This window comes from Halobacterium sp. KA-6, assembly GCF_021029015.1.
Taxonomy (GTDB): Archaea; Halobacteriota; Halobacteria; order Halobacteriales; family Halobacteriaceae; genus Halobacterium.
This window is the reverse complement of sequence record NZ_JAJJZH010000008.1, coordinates 28,115-52,214: the sequence shown is the minus strand read 5'-3', so window position 1 is coordinate 52,214 and position 24,100 is coordinate 28,115. Positions and strand designations below refer to the sequence as shown.

Annotated in this window: 13 protein-coding genes and 1 pseudogene; 6 read left to right on the top strand and 8 right to left on the bottom strand. The window is 54.4% G+C overall.

Annotated elements, in window-relative coordinates; genetic code table 11:
- Positions 1-89: 89 nt before the first annotated feature.
- Complete coding sequence (locus tag LPA46_RS14500) at positions 90-716, bottom strand: hypothetical protein (RefSeq protein ID WP_230893100.1); 627 nt, start codon at positions 714-716, stop codon at positions 90-92.
- Positions 716-1,288 carry a hypothetical protein gene (locus tag LPA46_RS14495; protein WP_230893099.1) on the bottom strand — a complete coding sequence of 191 codons (573 nt, stop codon included), beginning with the start codon at positions 1,286-1,288 and terminating at the stop codon, positions 716-718. Before LPA46_RS14495 ends, LPA46_RS14500 begins: the two co-directional genes overlap by 1 nt.
- Positions 1,289-1,590: 302 nt before the next feature.
- Between LPA46_RS14495 and LPA46_RS14490 the strand changes: the two genes are divergently transcribed.
- From LPA46_RS14490 to LPA46_RS14480, 3 genes are all read left to right on the top strand, one after another.
- Complete coding sequence (locus tag LPA46_RS14490; protein ID WP_230893098.1) at positions 1,591-1,941, top strand: nucleotide pyrophosphohydrolase; 351 nt, start codon at positions 1,591-1,593, stop codon at positions 1,939-1,941.
- 116 nt (positions 1,942-2,057) lie between these two features.
- A complete protein-coding gene (locus LPA46_RS14485) occupies positions 2,058-5,003 on the top strand; it encodes an AAA family ATPase (RefSeq protein ID WP_230893097.1) in 2,946 nt (981 codons plus the stop codon).
- Positions 4,996-6,339, top strand: a complete 1,344-nt coding sequence (locus LPA46_RS14480; protein ID WP_230893096.1) for a hypothetical protein — start codon at positions 4,996-4,998, stop codon at positions 6,337-6,339. The genes LPA46_RS14485 and LPA46_RS14480 overlap by 8 nt, the downstream gene beginning before the upstream one ends.
- A 410-nt stretch (positions 6,340-6,749) precedes the next feature.
- Here the strand turns inward: LPA46_RS14480 and LPA46_RS14475 are convergent, their stop codons facing one another.
- From LPA46_RS14475 to LPA46_RS14455, 4 genes and pseudogenes are all read right to left on the bottom strand, one after another.
- On the bottom strand, positions 6,750-7,922 hold the full coding sequence (locus LPA46_RS14475; protein WP_230893095.1) for a hypothetical protein: 1,173 nt from the start codon (positions 7,920-7,922) through the stop codon (positions 6,750-6,752).
- Complete coding sequence (locus LPA46_RS14470; RefSeq protein ID WP_230893094.1) at positions 7,915-9,663, bottom strand: DEAD/DEAH box helicase; 1,749 nt, start codon at positions 9,661-9,663, stop codon at positions 7,915-7,917. The genes LPA46_RS14475 and LPA46_RS14470 overlap by 8 nt, the downstream gene beginning before the upstream one ends.
- A 75-nt stretch (positions 9,664-9,738) precedes the next feature.
- Positions 9,739-12,405 (bottom strand): annotated as a pseudogene (locus tag LPA46_RS19250) (DUF1156 domain-containing protein).
- A 327-nt stretch (positions 12,406-12,732) separates the two neighbouring features.
- Complete coding sequence (locus LPA46_RS14455) at positions 12,733-13,404, bottom strand: site-specific integrase (RefSeq protein ID WP_230893091.1); 672 nt, start codon at positions 13,402-13,404, stop codon at positions 12,733-12,735.
- A 229-nt stretch (positions 13,405-13,633) separates the two neighbouring features.
- On the opposite strand from LPA46_RS14455, the gene LPA46_RS14450 reads away from it, so the two are divergent.
- From LPA46_RS14450 to LPA46_RS14440, 3 genes are all read left to right on the top strand, one after another.
- Positions 13,634-16,840 carry a DUF499 domain-containing protein gene (locus LPA46_RS14450; protein ID WP_269073710.1) on the top strand — a complete coding sequence of 1,069 codons (3,207 nt, stop codon included), beginning with the start codon at positions 13,634-13,636 and terminating at the stop codon, positions 16,838-16,840.
- A 483-nt stretch (positions 16,841-17,323) separates the two neighbouring features.
- Complete coding sequence (locus LPA46_RS14445) at positions 17,324-20,002, top strand: DUF1156 domain-containing protein (protein ID WP_269073709.1); 2,679 nt, start codon at positions 17,324-17,326, stop codon at positions 20,000-20,002.
- Between the two features lie 488 nt (positions 20,003-20,490).
- Complete coding sequence (locus tag LPA46_RS14440; protein ID WP_230893088.1) at positions 20,491-20,874, top strand: hypothetical protein; 384 nt, start codon at positions 20,491-20,493, stop codon at positions 20,872-20,874.
- Between the two features lie 14 nt (positions 20,875-20,888).
- Here the strand turns inward: LPA46_RS14440 and LPA46_RS14435 are convergent, their stop codons facing one another.
- Both LPA46_RS14435 and LPA46_RS14430 read right to left on the bottom strand, forming a co-directional pair.
- On the bottom strand, positions 20,889-22,649 hold the full coding sequence (locus LPA46_RS14435; RefSeq protein ID WP_230893087.1) for a 5-methylcytosine restriction system specificity protein McrC: 1,761 nt from the start codon (positions 22,647-22,649) through the stop codon (positions 20,889-20,891).
- Positions 22,646-23,890 carry an AAA family ATPase gene (locus LPA46_RS14430; RefSeq protein ID WP_230893086.1) on the bottom strand — a complete coding sequence of 415 codons (1,245 nt, stop codon included), beginning with the start codon at positions 23,888-23,890 and terminating at the stop codon, positions 22,646-22,648. The genes LPA46_RS14435 and LPA46_RS14430 overlap by 4 nt, the downstream gene beginning before the upstream one ends.
- Between the last annotated feature and the right edge of the window lie 210 nt (positions 23,891-24,100).

Here is a 24,100-nt window from a genome sequence, read left to right as displayed (position 1 = left end):
CGCGGCGGGGGCTAAGCGCCGCCGACAGCGACAGCTTCCCGTCGATCTGTGAGGAGATCGCGGTCGGTCACTGCACTCCGCAACAGAAATCAGACCTCAGACTGACTCAACTGAGGACGCTTTGTGAGGTACTGGTTTTCGATTAACGCAGCTCCAGAAGCACCACATTTAATGACTGCCACATCAGCACTGCTCTTTCCGGTGGTTAGGTACTCTAGCATCTGATGAACAGAATCCTTACCGGAATATTCTCTGGCTTCATGTTGGTTCAGAACCAGAGCTAAGTCCTCTGCGTCGGACCCGTTCTCATGAAATTCTTCAGCCTGATCAGATTGAGGATCATACACGACTCGATCTCCATCTACAACTACTGACCCTTCTATTAGTCCAAATCGGAGGATAGAATCTCCCTCGACAGGCCCAATTTCTTTGCCATAGGACTTCGCTCGGGGAGTTGAAAGTTTTCCATTAGAGTGATTATGTAAATACCGGTATCGGATTGTTTCCGGAATCTCAGCCACCTCAGGAGAGAAGTTATACGAGGAAGATTTCAGATCTATCTTCGTCATTTCTGAAGAGCCAGCACATGTGTATAGGGTATTCTGTCCAGCCGAAATATTTTGTATTGCACAGACGCCTCTTAGACCAGGTCCCCACAACTGTTCCTCATTCGGGAACTCGCACTGTTCGAAATATGTACCGCCAGCTACAATCATTATTTGGAAGGGTTATTTCGGACGTCCACTTCACAAACACCACCATCAATCGATGTAACCTCTGCTTCATATTCCCAGCCAGATTCAACACATCCTTTAATGATGTTAGACCAGGGCTTAGCCAACGACCCAACTCTCTCATTCTGGGAATTCACAACACAGAGGCTTCCATCCTGAATCTCTACAGAGAACACCTCGCCTACCGAGACTTCACTCAATCTCTCCGGGTTAGGGGAGGCAAGCGTCGCACGGCTATGGAGGAAACATCTGTTCTCAACTAAAACGGTACATCTTCTCCCATCTATCTCTGCGATTCTCGCTCGGTAGCTGTGCTCAGATTCAATACACTCTACCAATACTTCTCCAATATCGCCTGTGATCGTACCAACAACTCTGTCGTCTTCATCAACTAAGCTCGGAACCCCCTCTCGCACTTCAACTGGTAGAATATCACCTTCAGACAAGTCCCTAAGCGCATCGGGGTTCGTAGAATCTAACTCCGTTTGTTCCTCGATAACGCACCGATCCTCTACCTGTTCATCTTGGGGATCTTCTCCGTTCTCTGGTGGCACGCTCTGCGGACTACCACCGTCATCTCTCGAAGTGTTTGACTCAGATCCAGTGTTCCAACTACTGCTTCCTCCACCACACATGATAAGGAAACATATTTTCTCTGCCGGATTAAGTGTTGCTGTGAAGTAAGGTTAGGCAAAAGGACATCCGCTTTGCTAATAAGAAGGGGCATTACCATATTACGCGACTTTCTCTAATTTGCTAATTGGAAATTTACTTCCCTGTATTCTTACTGGGTGGATGGTGAATGGTAATGTATGAAGTTGGATGAGTTGAATCGCCAATTGCGAGAGTTTGTAAGGTGAGTGAGGGCAGTCTTCATTTACCAAAGGTGCTCGGGATTGACCGGGTAACTGAACCAAGCGAATTGTTTGACGAATTTCGGTTCAAGAATGAGACCGAACAACTAGTACTCTTGGAGGATCTGGAGCGGGGGGAGGTGGCTGATGTGTTTTTCTTGCTGCGGTTCGCTGATTTGCGCGATATTGACTTGGAAGAGGCCTTCGAGCGGGCTTTGGTGGAGAACCGGAAATTTCACCCTGTAAAATGGTGTAGGAAAGTAAACAAGAAATCGGCAAGTAATGCTGATGTTGGTTTACTGCCTGAATACTGTGGTTTCTCGCGTATTGGAGATTCTGGGTTTCGAGGTTAAGAGAGTCTCATCCGCTTACGCCCCTTGTTAATTGGAAAAGTTACGGTCTGAACGCACTTTATCTCGACTTGGTTCGCATGTAAGAGTTAAACCATTGGTCCTCGGATGTGTTGCTAATGGCTGACACTCGGGTTTTCCTTGCGCCGTGTTCGAACGCTGATGCACAAGAGCATCTTGAGCGGACTGTTCTGGATGGGGTTCCAGAATCGACGTATGGGGATCATACGTCGATTAATTTTGGGGAGTCTGTCTCTATTTGGGGTGGGAAAGAGGGGGTTGAAGGGACCTGGAAGCAGGTGTCTTCGGGTGATTACTTGCTCTATTATACGGGGGGTTCGCAGTATACGTATGCGGTAGAGGTGCTTGCGACCGAGGAAAACGCCGATCTCGCTGAGGCGCTATGGCCGGGGTTCGATGACACTTGGAAGTATATCTTCTATCTTGGCGATCCGATTCCAGTCGATATCTCCTCAGAGGAACTCCACGGCTACGCTGGCTACGGCCGTGATTTTCCCTTAGGCCTGCAGCCACTCAACGAGGAAGGGCTCAAGCGGATTCGTGACGAGTTCGGCTCCGTTTCACAGTATATTGAAACGCATCGGACGGATGCTGACTCGGCATCGGATGCGGTGTCGTCGTACTTTATTTTGAAGACGGGTGCTGGTGAGTATGAGGATGCGCCTGCGGAGGAGTATCATTTCAAGGAGGGAATCCCGGGGTCGAAGCAACTCCGTGATGCGGCTGGGGATGCCCGGTTCGTGTATCTCGAGGACAAGGCGTTCTATGCGACCGGGGAGATCGGGGAGATTCGGACTGAAACGCGGGATGGGACAACTCATTATTTCGCCTCGATTGAGGGGTACGAGGAGATTGAGCCGGTTTCCTTTGGGGATGTCCGGGATGCGTTGTCGCCGACGTTCCCGATTCAGTATGGCATCATTAAGATCGATCGAGCAGACTACGAGCGAATCGTCTTTGGGGAGTATGAGCCCGAGTTTGAGCCTGTTGAGGGGTATGACTCGGTGTCTGCGGCCAGCGAGGATATCCAAGAACGGCTTGACCGATTGGGAGATGACCGCTTAGCGTGGTTTCGCGACCAGTTCGCCGAATCGGTGGTCGAGGACTGGACGCAAGCGCTCCAGAATCTCGAACCTGGATCGGTCGTAGATGGTGCTCGAGAAGTCCGGTTTGACCAGATTCGTGGCCTCTATACAGCATTAGAAGGGGATCTTACCGAACTTGCTGAGGAGATTAATGCTGGGTCGCTCAATCAGCTGTCCGCGCCGAAGACGGTGTTCATGGTGTTGTTGCGGCAGGTCCAATCCCAGGCTGGGCTGCAGCCGAATGCGAATCAGGTGAAGCTTGGACTCATCTTCGAGGAGAAATACGAAGCGAGCGGTGTCGGGTTGGATATCGATCATCCGCTCCTGACGTACCTGGATGAGGAGCAGGATGCGTTGGTGCATCGGTTTACGGCCCCACCAGAGTACTGGCTGACGAGTGTTCGAACGGGGACAATCGGGTTTGGAGCGCCTGATCGCGACGATTGGGCAGCCCTGTCGCCGGGCGATGTTGTGCTCTTCTATAGCCAGCAAACCGACCTTGATATCGACGAGGAATTCCCGCACGGGTTCATCGGTGCCGGGATCGTCAATCGGCGTGGCGAGAAGCCGGATGACGAGGCGTGGTGGTGGGACGAATACCACGAGGGTGCGTCGTCTCCACTGTTGGTGAGTTTCGATGCAGTGTATCTCACCGGCGACGCAGCGACCCTCGAGGAGCAACGTGCGATCACGGCAGCAACCAGCCTTGGCGACCTCCCGGAGCGGTTTGAAGCGTTGACTGCCGATCTCTTGGAGTATGAGACTGCTGTTGAACTCTGCGAATCCCAGACCGGAGATGGCGTTGCAGTCTCGGGGACGACGTCACCATTCCTCGACGGTGATGAACCCGATTACGAGCGGCCACGAGTGTTGATCGAGGCGATGGCCTCGTCTGGATTAACGTCGGTTCCGCCAATTGATCTCTCCCAGCAATTCGTGGGCGAACTAGATACGGACCGGGTTCTGGAGGGACTGCACTTTGAGGATGGCCAGGGACGTGAGATCGTCCAGCAAATCGAGAGTGCGCTCCGTGCTGGCAAACACATCGTGTTCACTGGACCGCCGGGCACCGGGAAGACTGAGGTTGCGCGCCGTGTTGCAAACCACCTCGTTGAGACGAATCTTTCGTTGTATACGGATTCCCGGCTGACGACAGCGACGGCGGATTGGTCGACGTTCGACACCGTCGGTGGCTACATGCCGAATAACTCCGAGGCCGAGACTGAATCCCTCGAGTTCTCGCCTGGCGCGGTACTCAATCGGCTCAAGCGCCAGCACCCCGACACCCAGCGGAATGAACCACTCATCATTGACGAGTTGAATCGCGCGGACATTGACAAGGCATTCGGTCAACTGTTCACGCTGCTCTCCGGGCAATCCGTGCAGCTGCCCTTCCGCCAGAACGGTCGAGAGGTCGAACTACTCAACGCGAGTAACCTCACGGGGCTACCAGCAACCCATCAGTATGTGGTGCCTGCGTCGTGGCGAATCTTCGCGACGATGAACACGTACGACAAGACCTCACTCTACGAGATGAGTTACGCGTTCATGCGGCGCTTCGCATTCATCCGCATCGCCGTCCCCACACTCCCCTCCACTGATGAGGACTTAGATGCGGTTATCCAGCGATACGTCGCCGTCTGGGAGGACGTAGATCCTACACCCGAGGAACGCTTGGCTGTGGGGCGTGTTTGGCGGGCGACAAACACGGCCGTCGATCAGCGCTCGATCGGCCCCGCAATCGTTGCGGACATCCTCCGATACATCGAGCAGGGCCATCGCCCGCTGGAGGAACGCTTGACCGATGCGGTGGTGAGTTTCGTCTTCCCCCAGCTTGAGGGCGTCCCGAAACGCCGCGACATCCTCAACGCAATCGCAGACGTCCCAGAAATTGATGCAGCGGTGCTCGAGCGGGCGGGCCAGGATATGCTGCAGATCGAATCCCTCGACCATGCGTAGAGCCGAACTCCTCGAGCACCTCACCACGGACATCATCACGTACGCGATGGACGGGGTGTTCCCGGAGCGCGACCTCGCGCTCGCGCTCAAACCCGAGGAGCTAGATGACCGCTTCGAGGAATACGAACGCCTGCTCGATCTCCACTTCATCCTCCAAGACGACGTCACACAGTTCGTACGTGACCTCCACCAGCACCTCCGCTCAATCCGCACGGAGACGGAGAACATCTCACGAACCCGCCATGGAACAGTGGACGGCCGCATCAATTGGTCAGCCACGATCAAACAACGCTACTCACGCAACCCGAACGATCGCAGCCTCTTCGTCTGTGACAACCGATCCGAGGACTACGACATCCCCGAAAATATCGTTCTGAAGCGCTTGCTCGCGGTGATTTATGAGACGCTAAATGCGGCGGAGTCGTATCTCCGTGGCGACTACGAATGGGTGCAACAGACCTGGCGTGGCGACGACGCACTCATCGACGAGCTCAGCGACATCGTCGAGCGCAACGTCCACATCCACCGCATTCGTGATCCCGAAGTATATGAGCCGACTGAGCGGATGCTCACGCAAGCTGAGAACGCACGCCAGCCGATTTATCGGCAGGCAGCACAGCTCGTCCGTCGACGCCAACGCTTGCATGATGGTGACGAGGAACTCCTCAAGGAGTTGCTCGAGGAAACCGCAATTACGCCCGACGACGATGACACGCTTTTCGAGTTATTCGTCCTCTTCAAATACATCTCCACCATTGACGACATGCGCGACGGCTCGTTCACACTCGAAACCATAACTCGAGGACGTCAGGAGGTCGCTCGCTTCACCGGCGAGAAAGACATCGTCCTCTACCACGACAACTCCGCCATCGACCGTGGGCTTTCCTTCCGGACGGGGGTGGATTCCGCTGAGGACGTCCAATCACGCACAGACCGCGTTCAGCTCGTCGCCCAAAAGGTCGCGAGTGACTACTTCAACACGGACTTCCAGAACCACACTGGCCGACCGGATATCATCGTCCTCGAAGTCCAAACCGAAGACGGCTACGACTACCTCATCACCGAAGTCAAGAACAGCACTCGCACAAAGACCATCCGCCAAGGCATCAAAGAAACCCTCGAATACGTCGCCTTCCTCCGCCTCAACAATAACTTCGTCTTCGAAGACCCCAACAACGAAGACATCTTCGGCGACGGCTGGAACGGCCTCCTCGTCATCCAAGACCTCGACACCCAAACCGCCTCAATCAACGAACAGCAACACAACGAAATCAACATCCTCCAAGCCTCCGAACTCGACAACAACCTCCACCAACTCCTCGACAACCTCGTATAATAGTGTATCATGAAATAGACGGTATTTGCTTTCGCCACGTCCAGAATTCTTTGTATTAACCGATTGAGAGGAAGTATTCGTTATTGTAAACGAAGGTGAAGTAGGATTCTTCGGCGTCGTTGATTGCGACGAATTCGAGAACACAATCGCTGATGCTGATTCAGTCCTGGGAACCGTCGGCGATGGTGAGCCGGACTCATTTTCCGATGACATCCCAATCGGACGGTAGCTCTGATGGCGAACCCGCACTCTGTGTCGTCTGTGATGGTACAGGGGAAATCGGGTATCAGATTCCACTTATCGACGACGGCGTCCTATTCTGGCTATGCTCAGCGTACAAGGAGAGACTTATTGAGGCAGAGTCAACCCAGTCAACGATTGATGACGTACTCAGCGACGACCTTAACAGACTAGACGGATAGCCCTGATTCTACACACTCCGAGCAGCAAACTCTGCCGTCTGTTAGCTGAAGTGGGTTCACCTCGGAGATATGTTCCCCACACCGATCGCATTCTACGTCCTCAGTAACTCCGACGCCGCTACCGTATCCCACGGTCAGCGTTTGCCTATGTCCTTGATTAGTTAGTGTGAGGTCGATTTCTCCTCGTTCGTATACGACCTCGGTCAGAGTCACAGGTTCAACCACAACTTCGAGAGCGTGTCGGTCCCGGATTTCGTGCTGTTTTTCGGGAAACCCTCTCTCACGGCGTTGGCGCAGGTCGTCTAGTTCTGTCTCGATTTCCCCCAATTCCGACCGGAGGTCTCGCCGTTGTTTGAGAGCCTCGGCCCGGTCTGCTTGGCCCTCGTTCGCTTCAATCGCATCGTTGAGGTCGTCGATTCGGCGCTCCAAGTTTTCTTTCTCCTCTTCTAATTCTTCGATACGCTGTTGCTGGAGTTGCCGATACTCCTCGATCTCAGCGTCGGCAGATCGAGATGCGGCCTCGTGGATCTCGTCGATCGTGGGCTCGACATCGGACACGATGTCAGCACGGACACTTCCCAAGAGCTGTCTCGCATCTTCAGAGGATACCTGAGTAGGTGTGCAGTCGATGGTCGTTTGCTCTGGGTCAATATGCCCGAGAACAGTCTCCGCAAGTTCCGTGAGGATTTCCTTAGAATGAGTGTCAATCGCACTGGTACGAAGCAGTTCAGTCTGATAATCGCTTACCGTTTCGATGCTCACTCTGAAAAGCACCACCAGCGCCGTGCGATCGTAGTACGGCGTGAAATTCGCGCTCTCGACAGAAGCCTCGCTATTGACGATCCAGGGCGGCAATGTGATCTCAGTGTCCGCCGCTGTGACGGCGATCTTCCCGGTAGGCCACCTCTCGGCGGCTTCATCAAGCAGTGAATCGAAGAACGAACTCTCGGGGTTGAGCGGCACATCATCACCGACATCGTCAGGGCCAGTTGAGCATACCAGTGTGAGATCACTAGTTGCAACGCCGGTTTCTGCGTTTTCTGGGATAGTTACGTTCCATTGATTCCCCTTCTTATTGACCTTGCACCCGACTGTCTCTAGGTATCGCTCGCTGAACTGTTCGACCGCACGTTGAGTCACCGACAGTGCTGCGTCAGTCATCGCTGTCCCCCAAGTCGAACCCCTGGAATACGCCGCTGTTGAACTCCTCTACTTTCTCGGCCAGTTCTCGCTGTTCCTCAAGGTCGACTGACATCGCGTCGAAGTCGTTCTCGAGGTCGATTTCGGAATCCGCATTGACCAGGCGCTCGAAGATTTCGTCCTCGAAGCTTGTCCCCGTATCTTCCAGTCGGGTCAGTATTGAGCTGAGTTCGCCGACAGTCTGCTGGAAGAGGTCGATTTTGTGATACAGTCGTTCGAGGACGTACTCTTCGATGGTGTCCTCCAGCGCCATATTGAAGATGTAGACCTCACGCTTCTGGCCGATGCGGTGGATTCGGCCGATACGTTGTTCGACCTTCATCGGGTTCCACGGCAGGTCGTAATTCACCATGATATTGCAGAACTGGAGGTTCCTTCCCTCGTTCATCGCGTCTGTCGAGACGAGTACGCCGCCCTCTTCCTCGAAGTTCGAGACGATCTGCTCTTTCTCTTCGCTGGAGTGGCCACCGTGGAAGACGTGGACCGTGTAGCCCTCGGTCGCCAGTCTATCCAGCAGCTCTCGCTGAGTCGTGCGGAACTGGGTAAAGACGATAACCCGCCCCATCTCGACGTGGTCCCGCGCCTCCTCGACGATGTCGAGCAGCCGCTCCTGTTTGGTCACCATGTCGATGTCATCGATAATGTCGAGTATCGACTCCAGTTCGTCTGCGTGCGTGAGTTCAGACTGGTCGTGCAGACGCTTCTCGATAGTCTGTTTCAGCGCCGCGGGACTGCTGACGACTTCCTTCTGAAGGAGCATCAACACCAACTTCTGACCCTGGTCTTCACTGTACGCACCTTGCACGTAGTCAGAGACGGCCTGGTAGAGGTCTCGCTCTTTGCGGGTCGGTTCGAAGGTTCGGGTATCGATGGTCCTGTCGGTGAAGTCGATGTCTGTGTCAGCGCGTCGGTTGCGGATCATCACCTCGTTTAATTGATCCTGCAACTCCTCGCGATTGACCAAGGTTTCCTGGCTGCTATTGACGAAGTAGTGATGGAAGACGTCGCGTGTCCCGAACAATCCGGGTCGAAGTAGTGAGACGATGTTGTAGAGGTCGGTGAGTTCGTTCTGGATCGGCGTCGCGGTGAGGAAGAAGGCGTAGTCGTAGGAAATCTGGTCAATGAGGTTGTATCGGTCCGTCTCCTCGTTCTTGACGTAGTGGGCTTCATCGAGGACGAGCACGCCCCAGTCACGGCTGAGTACGGTTTCGCGGTGGCGCTCGCTCTTTGCCGTGTCGATACTCGCGATGATGTGGTTATGAGCGTCGAATCCCTCGAATTCATCGTCGTAGTTGCACACGAATTCGAGACCGAATTTCTCCAGCATCTCGCCCTGCCACTGCTTGGCCAGTTGCGCAGGCGTGAGAATCAGCACCGAGTCGTCGGTGTCCCGGAAGTGCATCTCCTTGAGAATCATTCCGACCTCGATCGTCTTTCCAAGGCCGACTTCATCAGCAAGGAGCGCTTTCCCGTCCATCTCGAAGAGGGCGCGATATGCAGCGTCGACCTGGTGTTCAAGGAGCTTGACCGAGTCCTCGTCAAGCTGCTTCAGTGACCGCAGTTCTGAATCCGGTCGGCCAGCTTGGAGACGAACTGCCTGAAGCGTTTGCAAATGCTCATCACCGGGCTCACCCAGTGAGTCAAAGAGATCCTCGTTCTCCTCGTGAGTGACCTCGACATCTACGAGGTCATAACTATCCATGCGTCTGCAAAGTCAAGCAGCGGTCATATACGTTGTGTGAAGAATTGAGCTCGAAGAAGGTACCCGATGTCGTATTTAGAACTCGCCGAGCGATCGACTTCCACCGAGAACGCGCGTATACGTATCATCACCAGTCACGTCGGCGAGCCGACCAGCGAGTTCGCGAAGATCGTCATCGATGTCCCACTTGTTCAGGTAGTTCTCGATGGTCTTCCCCTGCTCGTAGCGGTAGCGGAGGAACTGGAGCTTGTCGAGGTTCGAGAGGTGTTCACCACCATCGCCGTTGACGCGCTCCTGAATGTACGCCTGCCGCTTCTCGTCATCCCAAGTGCCAAGCGCGAAACCGTTGTCCTGGTTGTAGAGACCCATTTCCTTGAGGTCTTCTGGAGTGGCATTCGTCCCACGGCAGAGCTTGTTCACATCGTCGAAGGATGCGCTTGGCGTGTCGAGGAGGTCGATGAAGACGTCCTCGACGCCGATGTCGCTGGCCTCTTGGATGATGCCGTAGATCTCTTGAACGACCTCTTTCGCGCTCATGACCGCCCCGTCGCGTTGGACCTTCCCATGATGCTTCGAGTATTCCCGGAAACACGCGCCCATCTCCATCACACCGATGTCGCCACGAGACAACTCGCGGTTCTCTTCAAGCTGGCTTTGAGTGCGGCGAGCTGTGCGGTAGATTTCACGACGGAGTGACTTCCACGACGCCGGTTCTGTATTGTCGATTGGGCGGGCCACTACTGCAATGTCAAACGAGACTGCCTCACCTGTGATGAATTTATTAGAATCTGCACTTATTGGGTATGTTGCGGTTACCTCGAACCCATTGGCACACAATGATGCTAACAGCTCTCCCCAGGATTCTGAATCAGAATGGTGGTAGGTGAATGTAAGACAGCCATCGTCCTTCAACGCTCGACGAATAACCGCGAAGGCTTGGCCGATCTCCGTCTCGAAGTCTTCAGCAGTCTTGTCTAGATACGGGTTAGTAACGATTGATTCTGCCCGCGGCGTTTGTTCCTGATCAAACCCTGGATATTCGTCCCCCAGTAGGATCTTCTGCCAGACATAGAAGTAGTCTGAGACCTCGGAGTAGATGATATTGTCGTAGTAGGGTGGATCCGTGATGACTGCATCAAATTCGTTTTCGTATTCGAGATTTCTCATATCCCCTTGGTGGAGAGTAAAGGTTTCACCGATCGGCTGTGAGAACTTCCCCGTCTCCCGAGTCTCTTCATCCTCAATGTACCTCTCTGTTGGATGGGATCCATACTTCACGCCACGGAGAACCTTGTCAACCGAATTTGCGAACGTACCGCGACCCGCCTTCGCTCCCCATACATTGTTCTCGATGGCTTCGGATGTCGGGACGAAGGAGTTCATTCGGAAAACACCCTCAATTTTGTTAGCAGACTGATTATAGATGGAAAAGAGATTCTGGAACATGAGAGAGTCAGTCAGAGCCAAAAGAAGATAATCTCGGTGTGAAGGCTCTGTTTTCTCAATAGATTACATTAGTTTGGCTATCGAGAGAAGCTGGCGCTCGTTATACATGTCCGTCCAATATTCGTATCCGTGAGCAAAGACGTCGTTCCCAGTCAGGTTAGAGGTCGCGGTAATAGCGCCTTCTGGTATCTTTTCGCTAGGGACATATTCGTGTAGCTCTTCGCGATTCTGCCATTCTTCCTTCGCTTCCTCGAGGAGTTCGAGATCGGCGTCTTCGACTCTCTTATAGCCCTTATACTCACTTCGCTCGTCGCTGGTCTCTTCACAGTGTTCACAGAAATATTCGACCGCATACAGTCGGAGATCGGGCGGTCCCTGTTCCTGAATGGCATCTGTAATCGCGTACTTCTGTCCGCAGTCGGGACAATTGTATTTCCCACCGCGTGAGACGTTTCCTTCCTTGGGGACGAAGCCGTGTCCACAGTCGTTGCAGACGCTCTCAGACTGCCAGTCATCTACGAGCGTAACCGAATTACAACTAGGGCAAAGAACGTTGTACTTATCGCCGTTCTCGTATCGACCCTTTGCTACACGGTAATCTTTGAATAGTGGAACTGTGTGGCCGCAGGAGACGCAGTCTAATTCTTTCACCCAGAAGTTGTACATCACGTCAGCCTCGTGGTCTCCGTTCGGACAAGGAGTCCGGTAATACTGGGTGATCTCGTCGGCGACATCCTCTTTCACTTGCTCGAAGGCTTCTTCGAGTTCTTCGGCATCGGTCTGACCCGCTTCAAGTTCCTTCTTCGTGACGAACCACGCGACCGGATTCAAGTCGTTGCCGACGACCTCCGCGCCAAAACGCGATGCCTCAACGAGCGAAGTGCCGCCACCCATGAAGGGGTCGAGGATTTTCTTATCCTTAACTCGAACATCCTTCGGGTAGAGTTCCCAGAGACTCTCCGGATCGGTTATATCGACTCGGTCAAGAAGTGAGGCGATGTCGAACTCGGACTGGCCATTGTCACCGTAATCCGCGAGTGTACTCCCTTCATGGCCAGGCTCGAATACTTCAACCTTTTCTGGGTCATCGAGGAGGGTGTAGAGCGAAATAGCGCGGAAGACACAGCCGAGGCGTCGTGCCCACCACTTGTGCATCGTGTAGATCGGGCGATAATACATCTTCGCTCGCCCCTCCTTCTCAGCAAGCTCATTCACGCGCTCAATCGGAAATCCCCGTTCGATGGGAAGTTCTGTCCGTTCCGTTTGTCGATCGTTGCGACTACGCTCGTCAGTCATAGGCGGCCAGCAAAACCCGTGAGAGCCGCTTTGGATCCCGGATCTACACTAGGCGTGGGAAACGTACATCCATCCGGGTTGCACAATAGAGGGTGCTGATTTTCCGTCTTTCGAGCCCCGGTGATGGACTTTTTAGGCATAGAATGTACACTAAGAACGGTTCGATAGGAGCTTCTCATTGACTCTCTGATTGAACAATCGGACTCAAAAAGTTATGCATAGTGCTCGATACCTTTGCGGCCGTGTCTTTCTAGTTCATCTGTTGTCCGTAGTTTCTCCCTGCCTCAGTGTACACTACAGTGATTGGACTACGAATTTAGAATGATCTCAGCTGTGAATGTTGCTGAGCGCACGTCGGGTCATCGCCCCATCGATATTGAGGTATTGACGTGCGGTTTCGAGATCCTCCCAACCAAACATCGATCGGAATGCAGCAAGGTCGAGTCCGCGACTGGCGTGGTAGGATGCCGCGGTTGCGCGGAGGCCATGAAGTGAGGTGGAGTCGGAATCAAGTGAGGGTGCTTTATCAAGAGCCGTATCGAGACGTCGTTGTAGTGTGGAAAACGAGTACGGCCATCCATCGTGTTCGTCGGCGAGTAACTCGATAGCAGTCTGAACACGAGACGAGAAATGAAATGGAATCGGACGAGCAGCCGCAGGTGTTTTCGGCTGCCAGTATTGTGAGGCGAGTTCGTCGAATGATGCACCCGTGCTGTAGTTTGTCCGTTGTGTTACTGCTTGGCGACAATATCCGCAGAGTCCACCATCGCGTCCTTTCTGACAAGGTGCATGTTCGGGGATAGTGATGATTTGCCGCTGCCAGTCAACCCAGGAAGACGTAAAGTGTGTCAGCTCTCCAGGCCGAAAACCGAGGCGACCAGCCATGAGGATGATCGCATAGGCCTCAAAGCGATGTGACGAGTTCTCAATTCTTCGTGCACCTTCAAGGAGGAATTCGAAATCGTGTTCGGTTAGTGCTTTCTCGCGTGTCGGAGCCATATCCTCGATACTTGTGTACTGAAATTGGAATCTGCGAAATCCAGCGAGAGCTGTCAGCTCACGTCGTATTCAGCGAACAACCCAGGAAGCAGGACGTTCAAATTCGTAGAAGATGACGAGCGTATCAATTCGGTTTTGAGGAGTCGGCCCAATCCACCGATAAGAGTTCGGTGTCACTGACACCATAGTGTTTATCCCATCTCGTGGTTCTCTATTTAGGTATCAGATTATGGCTGAATCCGACTCCTTGTCCCAAACTCTCGAAGACACGGTTACCCTGAGCCGTGAGCTTCGGGAGGAAGGACAAATAGATGGACAAGTTAAACTCTACAACGTGGATGACGAGGACGAGTTCGAGTCGGACGCCGAACTCTTCTTCGACCGCACGTTGATGACGCAGGGACTCAGGGAAGCTCTCTCCATTCTGCGTGACTCGCTGACTGGGGACGATCCCCGGGGCACGCATATCCTCTACGGGCCGTACGGCAGTGGTAAATCCCACCAGATGGTGGCGCTGTACCACTGCTTCGATGAACCCACAGCCGCCGGCACTTGGGCTGGTAACTCCATCGAAGAGTTTGAAGATGAGCTGCCTGAGTCCGCGATCCCGATCACGGTCGCGATGCAGAACGAGCAGTACGAGTATCTCTGGGAGCCGTTCTTCGAGGCCCTCGACTACGACCCGGGTACTTACGAGTCGGGTGGCTACCCCGACATGCAGACGATCCAGGACGCAGTCGGTGACGAGACTGTCGCGTTCTTCGTCGACGAACTGGAGGACTGGTTCGATACGCTCCAGGGCGACCGCAAGAGTGCGAACAAGGCTTTCCTTCAAGCGCTCCTTGAGTCGACGGCGCTCTCCGATCTCGAACTCTACACTATCGTCTCAGTTCTGCGTGAGGAGTCTGAGGTTCACGACATCCTGAATCGCGAACAGGCGGTCGAGGTCAACATGAACAACCAGGTGGACAAACGTGAGGTCCTGCACCATCGGCTGATTGAGTCCATCGACGAGAACACCGCTCGCGAGATCGTCAACGGGTACTTCGACGCTTACGACCAATCGGACCATGTCGACCTCCCCGACAACCTGCTGTCGGAAATGCACGACCTCTATCCGTTCCACCCTGTTCTCCTTGACGCTCTCGAGACTCGTTACTACGCCGACGAGGGGAATCAGAATACCCGAGGGATGATCTACCTCTTCTCGAAGGTTCTGCTTGAAATGCAGAACCAGACCGACCTCATCACTCACGGCGACATCGACGCCATCAAGTTTGAGGACGAACTGGCGAAGATCAACTACGAGCGGCTCAACGCGGCAATGAGCGACATTAAGAGTCGCGTTGACGTGGATGAAGTACCCCATGGCCGACGCATCCTGAACACGATTCTGTTGTACTCTCTGAAGCCTAGCGAGGGGGAGGGAGCGAACACTTCAGAGATCGTCATGGGTGCCTACCAGTCCGGCGATCTCGTCTCGGACGTCGTGCTCAACCTCGAACGCCTGCACGGCGTCGCGTGGCACCTCCACAAGCTCAACGGTAAGTACGCGATTCGAGACCGACAGAACCCGAACGCGCTTATTCGGAACGCTGCAACCGATGTCTCTGAGAAATCTTCGAAGGCCGAGATTGCCGACTTCATTAAGGGTGTTTTTGGCTCGAATGCATACCCGGTCGGCTTCCGAACTGACGACATTCGTGAAACCCCGGACAACCGCGAGATCAAGGTGGTGGTGAAGGACGACCAATGGACACAGGAAGAAGTCGAGCGCGTCATCACGAACGATGGGCGCGGTCGCGAGTGGCGCAACACGCTCGTGTTCGTCCAACCATCTGGCGACAAAGCCATCGAGTCGGGTACTCGCTACATCGACAAAGCGCGGTACATCGAGGGTGCACGGCAAGTACTTGCCGACGAGTCACTTGACGAAGAGATTCGAGATTCTATCCGTGGGATGAAGGAGCAAGAAGAGAGCGAGCTCCGGGAGGAGCTCCAGCTTCTCTACGGTGAAGTCCTAGACGGTGACGATCTACTCAACGAATTTGACCTCGTAGCACCGATGGATCTAGACGTGTTCGTGCTCGATGGCGCCGAACTCGACGCGTCGAACATTGCTGACTCAGCGGCCGCTGACCCGTTCGACCTCCAGTCGCACGTCTGGCCAATCGTCGAGGACCTACTAGACCGCAGAGGAGAGATCTCCATTGAGGACGTCTATGAGCAGTTCCTGCGTGATCCCGAGCTTCCCATCCCCGGGGGCGCAAACGACGTACTAAATGCTACTGTCGACGCGCTGAGTGACAGGCCGGTCCTTGCCCGGGATACTAGTGGATTTCGTGACAATCTCTCAGGAAGCTCCTTGGATACAGTGCTCGTCCACAAGGATGGTGTGGAGGTATGGGGCGTCGACGATGTCGAACAAGAGTTGCGTCGACGCTTCGGGAGTGGCACAACTGCCGTCGACATCGGAGACTTCGAACTGGAGCTGCTAGAGGAGGGCGACATCTGGATCGACGGCGATAGCCATGACGTCGTAATGCGTGCCGTGGGCCGGCTGAACAGAGAAGATCAATACGTAGTGGTACACGGTAACGAAATTCTCGACAAACCACAGTCAGACGCGACGCTTCGCGATGTTGGTAGTGCGACCACAGTCAGCGCATCCTACCTTGTCGACCGTATCCAAGATGCGGTCGACAAGGTAGGATACGCGAACCTCGACACCATCATCGGCGATATTCGTGCAGACGAGACAGTATTTCTCCCACCGGACGAAACAGAGACGGCGACCCGTGAGGCAGTAAATGACTTCCTAGTTGATGACTATGTGCTTGAAGCAGGCGGTCGTTATCTTGAGACACTCGGCGACCGCGACCCGACAACGGTCAAACTGATACCGACAGTTTCCGACCGCATCGGTGACCAGATACTGGACTACATCAAGGGACTTGATGAAGGGGATCAATTCACCGTCGGAAAGATCGTGGATCGGTTCGACAGCACTGTCACCGAGGACATGGTGAAGACCTTCCTCTTGCAAAACCTCGGCCGTGAAGGAGAGCCGATCTACGTCGTCGGTCCCACCGGTTCCGATAACACGGCGGACTGGGTGCCGGGCTATCCATTCCGAAAGCCCGAGAAGGGGACGAAGACTTGGCGCTTCGAGTATAACGGCGACGATGTCTCAACAATGCGTAGCAAGTGGCGTCACGGCCATCAGGAAGGCACCGTAGACTACGGTGACATCACGTTCATGCTACCGGACAAGGAAGGTGTTCCTGGTGCTCTTCAAGGTACGGCCGATGTCGAGCGCTCACAGGTCAGCTTAACCCTTCGATCGGGACAAGACTACACGAGGGTTCAGGATCTGTTCGAACGGATGCCCGATGAAGCGTCGAGCCTGAAGATAGAGATAAGCTTCCAGAAGTAGTGGTCACGCCTCGGTAGATCAGTGACCAGAAAATTACTACTCAACGTATCGCAGTCATGGGCTCTTCAACTTGAGTCGTCCTCATTCGATGTCGAGAAGCGAGACAACTGGTCGTGGTGAACTAGTTGATCGGCCACGTTCTCCTTAACTAATCATCTACACGAGCGAGATAGACTTTCCACACTCGTTCTCAGAATCAGATACGGCTGCGAGACGTGCTTCCGAACGCACTCTGTTACGTTTGACCTTACAGAATTTTCTTCGAACCGTGTGTATCCCGACCTTCACTGTCGTATCATGGTCACATTGACCCCTGAACTGCAAATGAGAACTAGGTAAGAAACGCGCTCAAACGAGCAGCCACGGACCGCCTGATCAGCTTAATACGCACCCTCTATTGTGCAACCCGGATGGATGTACGTTTCCCACGCCTAGTGTAGATCCGGGATCCAAAGCGGCTCTCATGGGTTCTGCTGGCTACCTATGACCGGTGAAAGTGGCCAAAGTGACCAGCAACCGGCACGAACAGAACTTCCCATCGAACGCGGATTTCCGATTGAGCGCGTGAACGAGATTGCTGAGAAGGAGGGGCGAGCGAAGATGTACTACCGCCCGATCTACACGATGCACAAGTGGTGGGCACGACGTCTCGGCTGTGTCTTCCGTGCAATCTCTCTCTATACGCTGCTGGATGACCCGGAGAAGGTCTCTGTATTCGAGCCTGGCCACGAAGGCGGCACGCTCGCGGACTACGGCGACGACTCTGATGGGCAGTCTGACCTCGACGTCGCCTCGTTGCTCGAACGCGTGGACATGACCGATCCGGAGAGCCTCTGGGAACTCTACCCGAAGGACGTTCGCGTCGAAGACAAGAAGATTCTCGACCCCTTCATGGGAGGGGGTACGTCACTTGTGGAAGCCTCTCGCTTCGGCGCGGAGGTCGTCGGCAACGACTTGAATCCTGTTGCATGGTTTGTCACGAAGAAGGAACTTGAAGCGGGTCAGACCGACGTCGAAGAACTCGAAGAAGCCTTCGAGCAAGTGAAAGAGGATGTCGCCGACGAGATTACGCAGTACTACAGGACGCCCTGCCCGAACGGAGACCACGAGGCTGACGTGATGTACAACTTCTGGGTGAAAGAATTAGACTGCGTCTCCTGCGGCCACACAGTTCCACTATTCAAGGACTATCGGGTAGCGAAGGGACGCTACGGAAACGACGACAAGTACAACGTCCTTTGCCCGGACTGTGAATCAATCACTTTAGTGAATGATTGGCAGAGCGAATCTATCTGCGAAGAATGTGCTAATTCATTTGTTCCATCGGAAGGAAATGTTAGTGGATCTAAATATTCCTGTTCCGAGTGCGGTTCGAAATATGGGGTGATTGACTCAATCCACGAACAAGATGGGTTCGGTCTGCGTCAATATGCAGTTGAGTATTACTGCCATACCTGCGACGAACAGGACCGTGACAAGGACGAAGTGAAAGGGTACAAATCGATAGAGGAAGCGGATAGAGCACTATTCAACGAAGCCAAGACAGAGTGGGAAGAGAATGATGATTTAAATCAGTACATTCCGGAGGGGGAGATCCCAAGAGGAGCAATCACCGCGACAGGCGATGGGCTCCAGTATGACGGACACGATGTGTTTGACCACGGGTATCAGACCTGGGAGGATATGTATAACCCAAGACAGCTGTTGTCTCTATCCACACTTCTGCAGTCCATCGATCAGGTTGATGATCAGAATCTCAAGGAGTACCTCTTGCTAGCGTTTTCAGATGCCTTGCGTACAAACTCTATGTTCTGTACGTATGACCCGACTCGTAACGGAATGGATCACGTTTTCAGACACAACTCCTTCAACCCACCAATGTATCCCGCGGAGAACAACGTCTGGGGAACGAAGTTTGGTCGAGGGAGCTTTACCTCCTCCTTTGACATGGTGGTTTCTGGGGTCGAATACGCAAACAGTCCAAATGAACGATACATTACTAACGGTGAAACAATAAAGACCGACGGGTTCGAGAAATCCATCGGTGAAAATGTTTCTATCCAGCAGGGGGATGCAAGAGAACTTGACTACGAAGACGAATTTGATGCTGTAATTACTGATCCCCCGTATTACGATAACGTTATCTACTCGGAGTTATCAAATTACTTTTATGTATGGCAGCGTTTAGTATTGGAAAAGTCGTACTCCACATTTGAGCCGGAAGATACACCACGTGCGGAGAGTATCGTCTCAAATCCCGCTGAAGACAAGGACGTAGAAGTATTCGAATCCGAACTAAGACAAGCTTTTTCGACGATTCGACGTGCCCTCAAAGAAAATGGTTCTCTGACATTTACCTACCACCATAGTAACTCCGAGTCTTGGGGAGAACTCCTAGAGGCACTTTGCGATGTCGGATTTGAGGTAACTGCAACGTATCCAATTTCTGCGGACATCAATAAATTCACAAAAGGCGAAGCAGTCTCCTTCGATATTGTCGTCGTCGCCCGCCCTATTGACGACACGGAACCCGCTTCGTGGAACTCGGTCCGCCGCGACATCTACCGTACGGCCCGTCGCACCCGCCAGCAACTCGAAGAGAACCGTGATCTCTCTCGCGGCGACATCGGTGTAATGGAGATGGGCGCGTGTTTCCGCGAGTACTCCAAGCACCACGGGAAAGTACAGCGCGACGGCGAAATCATGGACGCGAAAGAGGTCGTTCAAGAGATCTACGGCATCATCCAGGAGGCCAGCGACATCGGCGTCGAGGACGTCTTCATCGACCTCCTCGACACCACGAACGTCTCCTACGACGACGTCAACAAGCTCTGCCGCGGCACCAACGCCACCCCGGATGATCTCAAAGAGATGCGCCTGTACAACCAGGACGACGGCTTCGAACTCGGCACCTGGGACAACGAGAAACGCCAGGCGTACATTCAGGAGCGCGTCAACGGCGACAGCGATGAACATCTCTCCAACCTCGACAAGCTCCAGTTCCTCCGCTACCGCTACGAACAGGGCCAATCCGTCCAGAACTACGTCGGAAAGTGGGACGTCGACGACGACCTGCGTGAGCTGGCTGGCCGGCTCGCTGACGTGACCGGCGACGACACGTACACGCGAGTGCTGGGCGATCGCGACATCACGAACTACTAACCCGTTCTCACTTTTCCTGCTTCGCCCGGGGCAGCAAGCAGCCTATCGTCATCACCAAAAACACTTAGATAATTAGACACTCTATGGAGTATGGGATACAACTGGGGGATGGTGAAATACTTCTTTGGAGTGATTCTCCTGAACACGTTCCCAATGTACGTATTCGGAAGTGGGATCCTAACGAGCTGGGAGTTTCTAAATGCATTTGCCGTGAAGCAGTCGGTAGATGCTGCAATATCAGTTGCAACTGATTACTATATCGCGAAGCTCACCGTTCCCGTTGGACGAGTTCCTCACTGCACCGGGGTTCGAGGAAGTTGTGATGAGCATTGGGCTCGCGGTAGTGGTCGGGTCTGCTGTTGCGAGCGTGAAATGGCGAGCGGGTGTATAGGCCGGCTCGAGGATGCTTCACTTCAACTGAGTCCGAATCGGAAAAAGAGGACTGACAGTACAATTACTTAACGCGGTAGGATTACTTCTAAATAAGAATGGCAGGACCAGGACAAATTCCGGGACGATACAACGTCGTCGTCGAAGGCGAGTACGACGTATTCGACCACCAGATGCCGGTCGAGGAATTCGTCAAGCGTCTCAAAGACGACGGCGTTCCAGACGCGGTCACCGTCGTCGGACTGGGTGACGCATTCGAAGACGGCGAGTTGGCAGACGAACTTGCTCGCGAGATGGACCGACGGGCCAACGATCTGGAATATCAGAGTCCTACAGTCCAATTCGTCGTCGAGGGGTCGTTCCACCGGAAAGGGAAGACCTACGACCTCAGATACAACAACGAGCTCTACTCCCTGCAGAACGTCTTCGGGCCCCAGTTAGAACGGAAAGAGCAGGGTGATTGGCTCGTCGCGCCCTTCTAACTCTACAATATCGCTCAGAGCAGTTTCAACGGCCCTTCCTTCTCGACCTCGCCAGTCCCGTTTTTGAGGAAGTAGAGGTCGATCCATTCGCTGCCATCCGACCGACAGAAGACGGGGATACAGGTCGTCGTGTGCTCGTACCGGGATTCACAGCGGGTTTCGATCTGTTCTCGCGTCCAGTCGCCATCCTGTTCGAGGTCGTATCGGTTACGCACGTCCCAGGAGTGCTCGTCGGCAGCGGCCTTCAGCACCCGTAGCGAGAAGTCGCGCGCGTCACGGAAGGTAAACGGACCGCTCATCTCCGTCGCTTCGCTCAACTCGGACTCCGTTACGCCGTCGAGACAGAGCTGGTTGTTCGCGACTGCGCGAAACGCGTCGAGTTCCTGTGTATCTTCGACGAGGACGTCGTGGAGGTACTCCTGAACGACGCGGTCGTACGTATCCAACGAGAAATCGCCCGGCGGTGAGACGATTTCTAGGGCCGCATCCGTCTGTTTGACTCGTCGTCGCTTCGGTTCGAGGAGCGGACAGAGGAACGCGAGCCGGTCAGTGTGAAGCAGATACGCGTAGCTGAACAAACGCGACCGCGACGACGAGTCCTTGACCGGATCGTGGCCCTCCGCGTAGTACTTCGAGTCGAGCACCGCGAGCGTCTCGTTGCCCTCCTCGACGGCGTGGTCGGGCTGGTGGTACACCTCGTTTTCTCCCTCGAAGGGGCTGACCGATGGCGACCGGACTGAGTTGACGTCGTCGAGCGCACCCAGATGGTCGTAGGCTTTGACGTTCTCAAGTTCGCGCTCGATGACCACCTGTGAATACTGCTCGAACAGCGACTCCATGTTGAGCACGTAGTCGACGACCAACTGACGGTCTCCTTGCGTTGCAGGCGTCCCGAGGGAGGAAGCGACCAGCGCCTTGGAAACCTCGATCGCTTGTTGGTAGTAGTGGCGCTGCTTGGGCAGGTCCTGAAACGAGAAGCGCTGGTATTCGGGAATTCGTCGGCGGCCGCTAGTCACGCCGAGCTGTTCCAGGTGGCGGACTTCCTCGTGTATCTGTGAGAAGATGTGGTAGTACGCTTGGTGGTCGTACTTTTCCTCGTGCTGTTGGAAGAGCCGGAGGAGGTGCGTACCGGCGTAGTGAAGGAGAGAGTTGGCTGCATTATCGTAGTTGACTTCTTTCAACAGGCAGTGCTGTGTGGCACGCCCCTCTGCCTGGTTAACCAAGGATTGGCCGATGTCGATAACACCGCGTGGGTGTTCGAGGTCGGCCCGGCGCGTTTCGAGCCTACGGACGAAGCCGTTCCGGTGTATGTCCTCCAGTCCGTTGAGATAATTGATTCCGAGGATCAGAAAGACGTCTTCCAAGTCCACATCTTCCGTCCGAAACTCGTCGAGTGGGATCCCGTGATATTCGACCGACCGCTTCCGACCGTGAACCGCCAGCAGCATGTCGAAGATGTTGTCCCAGTCGATTTTCGGCTCGATGCGGAGGTTGGAGCGCGGCGTCAGGCTGATGATGCCGACGTTGTCGCGCGCGGTGACGTGCATCACCGGGCCGTCGAGGCGAACACGAACGACCCGATACTCCATGTCCCGATCGTCGAGGGATGCCTGGGTCTTGACGAAGATGTTGTCCGCTTCCTGTTCGAACGAGGCGCGGCGAAGCTGGTCAGCAATCGTGGATGGACAACCCTCTATTCGAATTTCACCGTGTTCGGGGACGCTGAAAGTCCCTGGTTCGTAGGTGTACGATGCGTCGATGTCAGAGGCGCTCATTGCTCGTAGGAACCCATCTGGCGGCGCTCGGCATCGAGTTCCCGGCTCGCGAGATCTGCTGCGGGTGCAAGGTCGAACATCTCGAACGACTTGTCCAGCGCCCGATAGTGCTCTTCGATCTGTTCGATCTGTGGGAACGCTGCGGAATTCAGCAATCGAGGGACGATGAAGGTCCGGAACGCCTGCCCGACTGCCTCAGCAGGTGCGTCCATGTACAGCTCCTCGTCCTGGAGGGCTTCTCGCAGGAAGACCGTTACGTCGCGGTAGTGCATCGGTCCAAACCGCATTATGGGGCCTCGTGATGCCTGCTCGGAACCGTTGTTGATGCCATCGTAATCAGCCTCGAAGAGCGCCAGCAGGTCGTCGTTGTCGACGAGTGGGATGTCGCTGAGATTCGAGTCGAGCCAATCCCGGAACAGGGTCTGCCGGTCGTCGTCCTCGTACTCGTCGAGTTCCACCATGGCGAACCGGCGCGTAATTGCGTTGTCCAACTCGTTCACAGTCCGGTCAGACATGTTCATCGTGCAGATGATGCTGAGGTCTTCGTCGAGCTCGATTGCCTCTCCCTCGTCAGTCTCAATGAGCGTCTGATTACGGTTCTCTATTGCCGTGTACAGGGGCCCGAAAATCTGGGAGATGTCGGCACGAGTGATTTCGTCAAGGATGACCGCGTACGGAATCCCGAAGTCGCGAGTTCGCTTTACCCCGGAAGTTACCGCGCCCAGCTCGGTGTGGTAGGTGATCGAACTCATCCGAGACCCGGACAGATTCGGACCGATACCACCGACGATGTCTTTTGCCGTCCAAGACGGCGTCGCGGTGTGAAGCGAGTAACCCACGCAGTGGCGGAGAGCAAGCTGCTTTGCGAACGTCGTCTTGCCAGTTCCAGTCGGGCCATACAGAACAACTGGTTTGCCAGTTCTGAGAGCGGTTCGAGCATTCCGCTCGACGTCGTCCGGAACCAGAATTGATTCGGGGGTATCGTCGCCACGAGTGATTACCGTCCGCTTGAGCTCTCTGGACGCTTTCGAAGACCGCAGCACTGCCCGACGGATTGGGCCAACGCCCTGTCCGCCTTCGTGGTGGATATCCAGTTGCTGGTCGAGGATGAGATACTCGAGGACTTCCTCACTATCCGCAGCTTCGATTGCTTCGACGACTTGTCCCTCGACCGTCCGGAGAACGTTGAGGTTCTCCTTTGCCTTTTCGAGGGAATACCCGTCGTCCGATGGCGAATTCATTATACTCAGTTACTGTTGCGCGGGTTAAAAGTGTGCGTGGTGTGTCTTATCTCGACACAGGTTGGGTTTCACTACAATCGGCAATTGACTAGAAGACACGGACCTCCCTACCGGCAAAGAGAGTTCGAAACATTGTCAGACTACTAAGGGGAGGAGACGGCTGAGGACTCAATAATAAGTCTGTGGTATCGTGGCTATTCTCGACCGTTA